Source organism: Streptomyces sp. NPDC096079, assembly GCF_040303145.1.
In the GTDB taxonomy this organism is placed as follows: domain Bacteria; phylum Actinomycetota; class Actinomycetes; order Streptomycetales; family Streptomycetaceae; genus Streptomyces.
Genome location: NZ_JBEOST010000046.1, coordinates 1 through 10,473, shown reverse-complemented (window position 1 = coordinate 10,473; position 10,473 = coordinate 1). Strand labels below are relative to the sequence as shown.

The 10,473-nt window shown below is 72.9% G+C and carries 9 protein-coding genes; 4 read left to right on the top strand and 5 right to left on the bottom strand.

Going from position 1 to position 10,473, the window contains the following annotated elements:
* Positions 1-107: 107 nt before the first annotated feature.
* The 5 genes from ABTY59_RS37500 to ABTY59_RS37480 form a co-directional block, all read right to left on the bottom strand.
* Positions 108-842: an alpha/beta hydrolase gene (locus tag ABTY59_RS37500; RefSeq protein ID WP_352023637.1), complete on the bottom strand. Its 735-nt coding sequence runs from the start codon at positions 840-842 to the stop codon at positions 108-110.
* A 192-nt stretch (positions 843-1,034) separates the two neighbouring features.
* The gene (locus tag ABTY59_RS37495; RefSeq protein WP_352023636.1) at positions 1,035-1,412 is read right to left on the bottom strand and encodes an FKBP-type peptidyl-prolyl cis-trans isomerase; all 378 of its coding nucleotides are present in this window, start codon (positions 1,410-1,412) and stop codon (positions 1,035-1,037) included.
* Between the two features lie 178 nt (positions 1,413-1,590).
* Complete coding sequence (locus tag ABTY59_RS37490) at positions 1,591-3,909, bottom strand: ABC transporter permease (RefSeq protein WP_352023635.1); 2,319 nt, start codon at positions 3,907-3,909, stop codon at positions 1,591-1,593.
* A gap of 11 nt (positions 3,910-3,920) precedes the next feature.
* Positions 3,921-4,688: an ABC transporter ATP-binding protein gene (locus ABTY59_RS37485; protein WP_352023634.1), complete on the bottom strand. Its 768-nt coding sequence runs from the start codon at positions 4,686-4,688 to the stop codon at positions 3,921-3,923.
* Entirely contained in the window at positions 4,685-5,191 is a 507-nt protein-coding gene (locus ABTY59_RS37480) for a PadR family transcriptional regulator (protein ID WP_352023633.1), read from the bottom strand. Before ABTY59_RS37480 ends, ABTY59_RS37485 begins: the two co-directional genes overlap by 4 nt.
* A gap of 162 nt (positions 5,192-5,353) precedes the next feature.
* Between ABTY59_RS37480 and ABTY59_RS37475 the strand changes: the two genes are divergently transcribed.
* The 4 genes from ABTY59_RS37475 to ABTY59_RS37460 all read left to right on the top strand — a co-directional run bounded on the left by ABTY59_RS37475 (position 5,354) and on the right by ABTY59_RS37460 (position 10,332).
* Entirely contained in the window at positions 5,354-6,625 is a 1,272-nt protein-coding gene (locus tag ABTY59_RS37475; protein ID WP_352023632.1) for an ABC transporter substrate-binding protein, read from the top strand.
* Positions 6,626-6,815: 190 nt separating this feature from the next.
* Positions 6,816-8,147 carry an ABC transporter substrate-binding protein gene (locus ABTY59_RS37470; protein ID WP_352023631.1) on the top strand — a complete coding sequence of 444 codons (1,332 nt, stop codon included), beginning with the start codon at positions 6,816-6,818 and terminating at the stop codon, positions 8,145-8,147.
* Positions 8,148-8,158: 11 nt separating this feature from the next.
* The gene (locus ABTY59_RS37465) at positions 8,159-9,487 is read left to right on the top strand and encodes an ABC transporter permease subunit (protein WP_352023630.1); all 1,329 of its coding nucleotides are present in this window, start codon (positions 8,159-8,161) and stop codon (positions 9,485-9,487) included.
* Positions 9,484-10,332: a carbohydrate ABC transporter permease gene (locus ABTY59_RS37460; RefSeq protein ID WP_352023629.1), complete on the top strand. Its 849-nt coding sequence runs from the start codon at positions 9,484-9,486 to the stop codon at positions 10,330-10,332. The genes ABTY59_RS37465 and ABTY59_RS37460 overlap by 4 nt, the downstream gene beginning before the upstream one ends.
* The last annotated feature ends 141 nt before the right edge of the window (positions 10,333-10,473 follow it).

The following is a 10,473-nucleotide window of genomic DNA, read 5'->3' as shown; positions in this document are numbered from 1 at the left end:
TCTACACTCCAACCCTCCCTTAACCTTTCTCTCCTCCCCGTCGCCGTCCACTTGGGGGGGGCCGCCCCGGCCGCGCCCGCCGCCAGGGCCGGCCGGGCGGCCCCGCCTCACTTCAGGTGCCGGGTGAAGAACATGTCCGCCGCCTCCGCCGCGAACTCCGGGACGCCGGTGTGGCCTCCCATGTTGGCGTTCAGCGTCTTCTCGGGGGAGCCGAAGGCGTCGAACAGGTCGAGGGAGGCCTGCCGGTCGTTCCCCTCGTCGTCCCACTGCAGCAGGACGTGCAGCGGAACGGTGACCCGCCGGGCCTCCTCGAACATGACGCGCGGTACGAAGCTCCCGGCGTACAGCACGGCGGCCGAGACGCGCGGCTCGACGACCGCCAGACGGACGCCGATGGAGATCACTCCGCCCGAGTAGCCGACCGGGCCGCCGATCCCGGGCAGTGCCAGGAGCGCGTCGAGAGCGGCCCGCCATTCCGGGACCGCCTCCTCGACCAGCGGCAGGATGAGGGCGTCGATGATCTCGTCGCCCACCGGCTCCCCGGCCTGGAGGGTCCGCCGCAGCTCGGCACGTGCCCGGTCGACGGCGGGCAGGCGGGGCCGGTCGCCGCTTCCGGGGAGCTCGATGGTGGCCGCCGCGAAGCCCCGCGCCGCGCAGTGCCGGGCGCGGGCCGCGAGACGGGGGTACATCGCCCGCAGACCGAGGGGAGGGTGGCCGAGAAGGATCAGCGGCACCGGTGCGGTGACGGACCCGGGCGTCCACAGGATGCCGGGGATGCCGTCGAGGGTGAACTCGCGCTCCAGGACGTCGTCGTCGAGGCGTCGTTCAGAGGTGAAGTGCATGGTCGTGCCTTTCGGGAGGGCTCAGAAGAGGCGCTCCCGGACGACGACCTATCGCCCGACCGTGACCCCGGAGGAGAGCACCCATGTCGCATCGTTCACGGGTACCACCTCCTCGTTCTCTCGCACGGCCTCCGGCAAATTAGCAGGGGCCGCCGATGCCCGCAAACGATTTACGGGTCGGGGCCCACGACCTCAGACGACCGAGAGCAGGTCCACCACGAACACGAGCGTCGAGCCCGCCGGGATCGCGGGCGTGGGGGACTGCTTGCCGTACCCGAGGCGCGGCGGGACGACGATCTCGCGCCGACCGCCGACCCTCATCCCCCGGATCCCTCGGTCCCAGCCCTTGATGACCCGGCCGCCACCCACGGCGAACTTGAACGGCTCGCCCCGGTCCCAGGAGGCGTCGAACTCCTTCCCGGACGCGAAGGTGACCCCGACGTAGTGCACCCGGACGACCCGGCCCGGCTTCGCCTCGGGCCCGTCCCCGACGACGAGGTCCCGGATGGTGAGCTCGGCGGGAGCTTCACCCTCCGGGACGGTGACCTCGGGCTTCTTCGGATCACTCATGACACCCACTCCTGACGACGGAAGACCGAAAGGTTCACGGTACCGAGACCCTCCTGCGCACGCCGGAGCGGCGGTGCCGCAACCGACGCCATCACCGCGGACGCCGCCCGCGTCGGCATCGGCGACGCGGCGACCGCACGGAACGGACGGCCTGACGCCGGGCCCTCGCGGGTGTGCCTCAGAAGGTCTCGCTCGCCGAGTCGACGAGCCGGCGACGCGCCGTCCGCACGGCGGGCGCCAGCGCGGCCACGGCGCCGACCGCCGTGGCCGTGGCGACCAGGGCCACCAGGACGAGCGGCGAGGGCACGTCCGCGATCCCCGATCCGATGCCGCTGGAGCGGCCCTCCGCGTCGACGAGCCGGCGCCCTAGCACCGCCCCGACCCCGGTGCCCAGCAGGGCCGAGACCAGGGTGGTGACGGCCGCCGCCATGACCGTCACCGAGCCGATCTGGCGGGGCGTGAGGCCGACGGCCCTCATCGCGAGCAGGTCGCGCGTCCGGGTGCGTACGCCGGAGCCGATCAGGGTGAGCAGTTCGACCAGGGCGATGAACGCGAGGACGGCGATGAGCGCCGCGATCACCCCGCGCGGGGTGTCCAGCCGGTCCGCCGGAGTGGGGGCCGAGCGGATCTCCAGGACTCCGCCGCCCGACCCGGCGACGGCGGCCGCCACCTCGCCGGGGTCGGCCCCCGGCCGGAGGACGAGCGCGTGGAACTGCGCCCGCAGAGCCGGGTCGCCGTCCCTGAGGCTGTCGAGCGAGGTGGAGAGCACACGGCCGCCCTGGTCGGGCTCGACGCTCCGGCCGACGACGTGCAGGATCTGCGGACGCCCCGCCACCGTCATCCGGACCCATTCCCCGACCCGGACGCCCAGGAGGTCCAGGAGTCCCTGCCCCGCGACCGCCTCGTCCGGGCCGGCCGGCGCCCGGCCCTCGACGACGCTGTGGGGGAACGGCCGTGCCCGGCTGCCCAGTCCGCGCAGGGTGATCGTCCCGGTCTGGCCGGGGACGAGTGCGACGAACTCCACGCCGGGGAAGGCGTCCCGGACGCCCGGGACCGAGGTCAGCGCGCGTTCGAGCGCCGGGTCGTCGGCCGGGCCCGGTTCCTCCGCGCGTACGGTCAGGGCGGCGGCCCGGCCCATCCGCGCGGGATCGCCGCGGAACTGGTCGAGCGTCGACCAGGCGACGAGAGCGACCGTCATCAGGGCGATCGGCAGGGCGAGCCGGGCGACCGGCAGCAGACCGCGTCCGCGCCCGGCGAACGCCGAGCGCCAGCCGAGGACCAGAGCGGGGGAGAGCCGCAGGGCGATGGCGCGGCGGCCGAGGACGGTGAGCGGCGCGGCGGCCGGGAGCGCCGACCTGGCGGCGGGTACGGGCGGGACCCGGCCGGCCCGCCAGGCCGCGAGGCCCGTGGCGAGGGCGATGAGGAGGACCGCGGCCATGGGCAGTCCGACGACGACCGCCGCGTGTCCCGGCATCTCCGGCCACAGGACGGCGGCCTCGCCGATCCTGCCCGGTATCCACCGCCCGAGCGTGAGGGTCACCGTGGTGCCGAGGCCGGCTCCGAGGACCGCGAGCGCCAGATGCTGGACGAGGAACCCCCGCGTCACCTGGCCGGGCGTGAACCCGATGGCCTTCAGGACCGCGATGTCCCGCAGCTGGCCCCGTACCCGTGCCCTGACCGCCCCGGAGACGGCGACGGCCGCGGAGAGGAGGGCGGCGAGTCCGAACGCGGCGAACATCTGCCCGAGCAGCCGGTCGTCGCCTCCTCTGTCGGCCCTGGCCTCCTGCCAGTTCGTGACCTGGTCGACCCGGTGGGCGCCGAGGAGGGTCACCACGCGCTGGACGACGTAGTCGGTGTCGCCCGGGTCCTTGAGCCGCAGCCCGACGCTCCGGCCCGTGCCCGCCGGGGCCAGGCGCTCCAGCGCCCCCGGCGGCACCCAGGCCGTGCCCGCCCCCTCGCCGGCCCGGTAGAGCGGTTCGGCGCCGTCGGCGACGCCCACGACCCGCAGCGACAGCGGTGAGCCGTCCGCGCCGGTGACCGTCACCGTCTCACCCGGTTCCGCCCACAGGGCGCGGGCCAGGCTGCTCTCCAGGACGATCTCGCCGCTGTCGCCGGGCCCGGGCCCCAGCCAGCGTCCCTCCGTGACGAGGGGGCGGGCCACCGCGGGCGGCCGGGGGCCCGCGCCCCGCAGGACGACACGCGCCCGCGCGCCGGCCGCGTCGACGGTGGCCTCGGCGGTCCGGAAGGGCCCGGAGAGCGCGGCGACCTCGTCCAGCGAGGCGAGCGCGGACGCGTCGAGGTCACCTCGCGTGTGGAGCCAGATGTGCGCGCCCTGGGACTGGTTGAACACCCGCTGCCAGGGGTTCACCGCGTAGCTCAGCAGCGCCGCCGACAGCAGCAGGGAGGCGATCACGCCGGCGCTGGCCAGCACGGCGAAGAGCGCCTCGCCGCGATGGGCGCGCAGGTCGGAGTGAGCCCACCGCAGAATGGCCCGCACGGCGCCCCGCCTCAGTCTCGTAGTTCGAGCACGCCGGAGACTCCCGGGCGTGCCGTGCCGCCGCTGCCCAGGGTCGCGTCGTCGGCGACCTGCCCGTCGAAGAGGCTGATGACCCGGTCGGCGGCGCTGGCCATGCGGGCGTCGTGGGTGACCATGAGGATGCTCTGGCCCCGCTGGTGGAAGCGGGAGAGCAGGCGCGTGACGTCGCGGGTCCCCTTGCTGTCGAGGCTGCCCGCCGGTTCGTCGGCGAGCAGCAGCGCCGGGCTGTTCACCAGGGCGCGGGCGAGCGCGACCCGCTGCTGTTCGCCGCCGGACAGCTCTCCCGGCATCGCGCGGTCCCGGCCTTCGAGTCCGAGCTCGGCGAGGAGTTCGCCGCGGCTCCTGCGGGCGGCTCGGGGCGAGGCGCCGGCGAGCAGCGCCGGCAGTTCCACGTTGTCGGCGACGGTGAGGTCGGAGACCAGGTTGAAGAACTGGAAGACGATGCCGATGCGGCGCCGGCGCAACACCGCCCAGCGGGCCTCCGAGTAGCCCTCGACCCGTTCGCCCGCCAGCCACAGGCGCCCGCTGTCGGGCCGTTCGAGACCGCCGACGAGGTGGAGCAGGGTGGACTTGCCCGCCCCGGACGGCCCGGTGACGGCGACGAACTCACCGGGCCGCACCGTCAGGTCCACGCCGCGTACCGCCGGGACCGGGGCGCCGTCGCCGCGATGGGTCTTCGTCAGGCCCTCGGCGCGGACGATCGGCTCCCGTGGGGCTGTCGGGGCGGGACCTTCCGTCATTCCAGCTCCTCCTGACAGCGCTCCAGCCAGTCGAGGTCGGCCTGCAGGTGCAGCACGGCGCCCTCGATGAGAAGCTGGGCGATCTTGTTGTCACGGTCCTCGGAAGCGGCGAGCCGGGACAGGGTGCGCAGGGTGTTCAGGTGCCTGCGCCGCTGTCTGTTGATCAAGGTGATCGGATCGGCGAGCCCCGACAGCGGGGCCAGTGCGAGCTTCATGAAGAACTCGTCGCGCACCCTCGGCTCGTCGGCGGTCTCCTCGAACCACGCGGAGACGGCCTCTCGTCCGGCGTCCGTCAACCGGTACGTCCGCTTGTTGGGGCGACCGGACTGTTCGACATCCTCACCCTCGATCAGGCCGCTCTTCTCCAGCCGTCCGAGGGTCACGTAGACCTGGCCGACGTTCGGCTGAGGGTATGCGGAGCCGAGGAGTTGTTCAAGGCCCTGCTTGAGCTCGTATCCGTGGGCGGGGCCCCGGGTGAGGAGTGCCAGCAGCTGCTGCCGCACACGCTGCCCCTTCTGTGTCGTACCGGAACCCGATGCCGGACCCGAGGCCGGTGGACCGGGGTGACGGCCGGGTGATCTGGGCGTTCAGTATCACCGATTCCCCGGGCGGTACGTATGCCACGATGGTGCACATCGCGTCCGGGCCACGTCCAGGAGGAACCCATGCGGTGGATGCGGGCCTTGAGGAGGGGCGTCCTCGTGGCGGCGGTCCTGCTGGCCGGCTGTTCGGACGTCGCCTGGTCGCCCGGTGAACCGCCGGCCGGGGGCAGGGGGCCGCTGACGTTCGCCACGGCGGGAGACCTCACCCACTACCTCGCGCCCCTGGTCGACGACTGGAACCGCGGTCACCGGGAGGAGCCCGTCACCCTCGTGGAGCTGCCGGACTCGGCGGACGAGACGAGGGCGCAGATGCTCAGCGAACTGCGTTCCGGCAGCAGCAGGTTCGACGTGCTCAACCTCGACGTGGCCTGGACGTCGGAGTTCGCCGCGGCGGGTCTGATCACCCCGCTCGACCGCGACCGGTTCGCGCTGGACGCCTTCCTGAGTCCCGTCGTCGACACGGCCACCTTCGACGGACGGCTGTACGCCGTCCCGTACGTGACCAACGCGGGGCTCCTCTACTACCGCGCGGACGTGCTGGAAGCGGCCGGCGAGAAGCCGCCCGCGACCTGGGCCGAACTGGCCCGGCAGGCACGCACGCTCGCCCCCCGGTACGGACTGGCCGGATACGCGGGGCAGTTGCTGCCCTACGAGGGCCTGACCGTGAACATCACCGAGGCGATCCAGTCGGCGGGCGGAACCGTGCTGCGGGACGACGGCACCCGTGTCGCGGTCGACTCCGACGCGGCGCGGGCGGGCCTCGCCTTCCTCGCGGACGGGCTGCGCGAGGGCTGGATACCCACGGAGGCCCTGGGGTTCAAGGAGGAGGAGTCCCGGGCGGCCTTCGAGGAGGGGCGCCTGCTCTTCCTGCGGAACTGGCCGTACGTCTACGCCGAAGCCGGCGGCCCGGGGTCGAAGGTGGCGGGACGCTTCGGCGCCGTGCCCCTGCCCGGTCTCGACGGGCCGGGTACGAGCGTGCTGGGCGGATCGAACCTCGCCGTGTCCGCGCGCTCGAAGCACCCTGCCACGGCCGCGGACTTCATCGCGTACCTGACGAGCGAACCGGTCCAGCGGCAGGTCCTGACCCGGGGCGCTCTGCCGCCGGTGCGCGCCTCGCTCTACGACGACCCGTCCCTCGTCGCCTCCCACCCCTATCTCCCGATCCTCCGGCAGAGCGTGCTCGCGGCCGTGCCCCGCCCCAAGAGCGCGCGGTACGACCAGGTGAGCCTCGTGGTCCAGGCCGTCGGCCAGGACGTACTGGCGCTGCGGGACACCCCGGAGGAGGGAGTGCGGAGGCTGGCACGCGAGCTGAGCGCCGTCTCGAACGGCTCGTGACTCCCTCCCGCACCTACTTCTTCGTTAGGTAGCCCTCTTCTCTCTCCGCGGGTCTGAGTCGCGACAACTGGAGCCTCATTGAGGCAAGTTGTGCAGCATCGTTGACATGCCCTCGTCTCGCCTACCTAACATGAATGCATAGCAGGGGCGCCCGTTCGAGCGCGCTCGCCTTCTCCGAGGAAGGACCGGCATGAGACGATCCGCCGCGAAAGCCCTCCGTACCACCGGCAGCCTCTCCACCCTCCTGGCCCTGGCGCTCACCGCCACCGCCTGCGGCGGCGACACCGAACCCGCCGCCGGCGGTGAACTCAGCGGCAAGACCGTCACGGTCGCCGGAGTGTGGACCGGCAGCGAGCAGAAGAACTTCAAGAAGGTGCTCGACGCCTTCAGCGCGAAGACCGGGGCCAAGACGGTCTTCGTGCCCTCGGGCGACAACGTCTCCACGTTCGTCGGCAGCAAGATCGAGGGCGGCAACGCCCCCGACGTCGTCCTCGTCCCCCAGGTCGGCGTCCTCCAGCAGTTCGCCAAGTCCGGATGGCTCACGCCCCTCTCCCCGAAGACCACCGAGACCGCCACCGCGGGTCTGGCCCCGGTCTGGAAGAACTACGGCACCGTGGACGGGGCGTACTACGGGCTCTACTTCAAGGCGGCCCACAAGTCCACGATCTGGTACGCCCCCGAGGCCCTGGCCCAGGCCGGGGTGAACGAGCCGAAGAGCTGGGACGAGCTCCTCAAGGCGGGCCGGACGCTCGCCGACTCCGGACGGCCCGCTTTCGCCGTCGCCGGCGAGGACGGCTGGACGCTCACCGACTGGTTCGAGAACGTCTACCTCTCCCAGGCGGGACCGGAGAAGTACGACCAGCTCGCCCAGCACGAGATCAAGTGGACGGACGAGAGCGTCGTCACGGCCCTCACCACGCTGGCCGAGGTCTTCAAGGACAAGCAGCTCGTCGCCGGCGGCGCCCAGGAGGCCCTGGGGACCGACTTCCCGGGCTCCGTCGAGAAGGTCTTCGGCCCGGAGCCCAAGGCCGGCATGGTCTACGAGGGCGACTTCGTCGGCGGCGTCGCCAAGGACGAGTTCGGCAAGAAGCCCGGCGAGGGCGCCAAGTTCTTCCCGTTCCCCGCGGTCGGCGCGGGGACCGCGCCCGTGGTCAGCGGCGGCGACGCGGCCGTGGTCCTCAAGGACGCGAAGAACGCCGAGGCCGGCATGAAGCTCCTGGAATACCTCGCCACGCCCGAGGCGGCCGAGGTCTGGGCCGCGGCCGGCGGCTTCCTCTCCCCGAACAAGAACGTCAAGCCCGAGGCCTACGGCGACGCGACCACGCGCGCGACCGCCGCGTCGCTCGTCGCCGCCGGAGACTCGGTCCGCTTCGACATGTCCGACCAGGCCCCCGCGGCCTTCGGCGGCACCAAGGGCGCCGGCGAGTGGAAGCTCCTCCAGGACTTCCTCCGCGACCCGTCGAACCCGAAGGCGACCGCCGCGGCTCTGGAGGCCGCGGCGGCCAAGGCGTACGGGAACTGAGGGCGCCCGTCATGGCCCTCACCGCGACGGCGCGCGCCGCGGAGAACCCGCGGCGCCGCGCCCTGCGCAGACGGCGCCTCCTCGGCGCGCTCTTCGCCCTGCCCGCCCTGATCCTCCTGGGCGCCCTGGTCGTCTATCCCGTCGTGTACTCCGTCGGACGCAGCCTCTTCGACGCGAGCGGCGACCGCTTCGTCGGCGGCGCCAACTACGTGGAGATGTTCCAGGACCCGGCCACCCTCAAGGCCGTCCGCAACAGCGCGATCTGGGTCGTCGTCGCGCCCGTGCTGCTCACCGGGCTCGGGCTCGTCCTCGCCGTGCTCACCGAGAAGGTGCGCTGGGCGACCGCGTTCAAGCTGGTCCTGTTCCTCCCCATGGCCGTGTCCTTCCTCGCCGCCGGCATCATCTTCCGCCTCACCTACGAACAGGACCCCGACCGGGGCGTGCTCAACGCGGCGATCGTCGGCGTCCACGACGCGATCGTCGACCCGTCCCCGTACCCCACGGCCCGCGCCCGCGAGGGCAAGGGGCTGAGCGGCAGCCCCGGCGAGGGCTACACGACCGCGGGGGTGCGCCCCGGGAGCGACACCGTCCTTCCCTTCGTCGGCGTCGCGCCCGAGGCCGTGCCCCCGCGAGCGGTGCCCGCACGGCCGCCGGAGACGGCCGCCGACAGCCTCTCGGGCGCCGTCTACCTGGACTTCACGCCAGGCGCCGGTGGCCGACAGGGCCTCATCGACCCGAAGGAGCGCGGGCTCCCGGGGGTGACGGTCGAGGTGCTGCGCGCGGGCACGGTCGTCGCCTCGGCGAAGACGGGGGACGACGGCTCGTTCCGCTTCGCCGGCCTCGCCGACGACACGTACGCGCTGCGGGTCCCCGCGTCCAACTTCGCCGCCGGCTACCCGGGGGTGGACTGGCTCGGCCCGACCCTGATCACGCCGGCGATCATCGGCGCCTACCTGTGGGTCTGGACCGGCTTCTCCATGGTCCTGATCGGCGCGGGACTCGCGGCCATCCCGCGCGACACCCTGGAAGCGGCCCGGGTGGACGGCGCGACGGAGGGTCAGATCTTCCGCAAGCTCACGGTTCCGCTGCTGGCCCCCGTCCTCACCGTCGTCTTCGTGACGCTCGTCATCAACGTCATGAAGGTGTTCGACCTCGTCTACATCATCGCCCCCGGCCCCGTGCAGGAGGAGGCCGATGTCCTGGCCACGCGCATGTGGCTGGTCTCCTTCGGCGGCGGCAACGACCAGGGCCTCGGCAGCGCGCTCAGCGTGCTGCTCCTCGTCCTCGTCGTCCCCGCGATGATCCTCAACATCCGGCGCTTCCGGAAGGGGGAGGCATGAGCAGCCGCACCGGAGGGGCCCGTTGGCTGGGCAACTCCGTCGTCCAGGCGCTCCTGGCCCTCGTCGCCCTCGTGTGGATCACCCCGCTCGCCGGGCTCCTCCTCTCCTCGCTGCGCTCGGAGCGGGACAACGCCTCGGACGGCTGGTGGACGTCGCTGTCGGACCCCAGCGGGCTCTCGGCCGACAACTACCGTGCCCTCCTCCAGGACTCCGGTCTCGTGTCGGCGTTCTGGAACACGGTCCTGATCTCCGTGCCGACCACGGTGCTCGTCGTCGTGATCGCGGCCCTCGCGGGCTACGCCTTCGCCTGGCTGAGCTTCCCCGGGCGCGACGCCCTGTTCCTCGTGGTCGTCGGCCTGCTGGTGGTGCCCGTCCAGATCGGTCTGCTGCCGGTGGCCAGGCTCTTCGGCGCCGTCGGGCTCTTCGGCACGGTGGCGGGCGTGATCCTCTTCCACGTGGCGTACGGGCTGCCGTTCGCCGTCTTCCTGCTGCGGAACTACTTCGCGGAGATCCCCAGGGAGATGCTGGAGGCGGCACGTCTGGACGGCGGCAGCGAGTGGCGGATCTTCCTCGGGCTGATCCTGCCCCTGGGGCGGCCCGCGATCGCCAGCCTGGCCATCTTCCAGTTCCTCTGGGTGTGGAACGACATGCTCGTGGCCCTGCTCTTCGCCGACAGCGAGTCGCAGCCGCTGACCGTGGCGCTCCAGTCCCAGATGAGGCAGTTCGGCAGCAACATCGGGGTCCTGGCCCCGGGGGCCTTCCTGTCGCTCGTCGTCCCCCTCGTGGTGTTCTTCGCCTTCCAGAAGCACTTCGTGCAGGGGGTGATGGCGGGCTCCGTGAAGTAGTCCGCGGCGATGGCGGCATCGGTGTGGGGCCCTCCGTCCCGACGGAGGGCCCCACACCCAATCACCCACAGCGCCCCCGGGGGCGAGGGGCGCGCGCGCCCCGGCCCCGGCCCCCCCCCCCCCGGAGGACAGAGGGAGAGA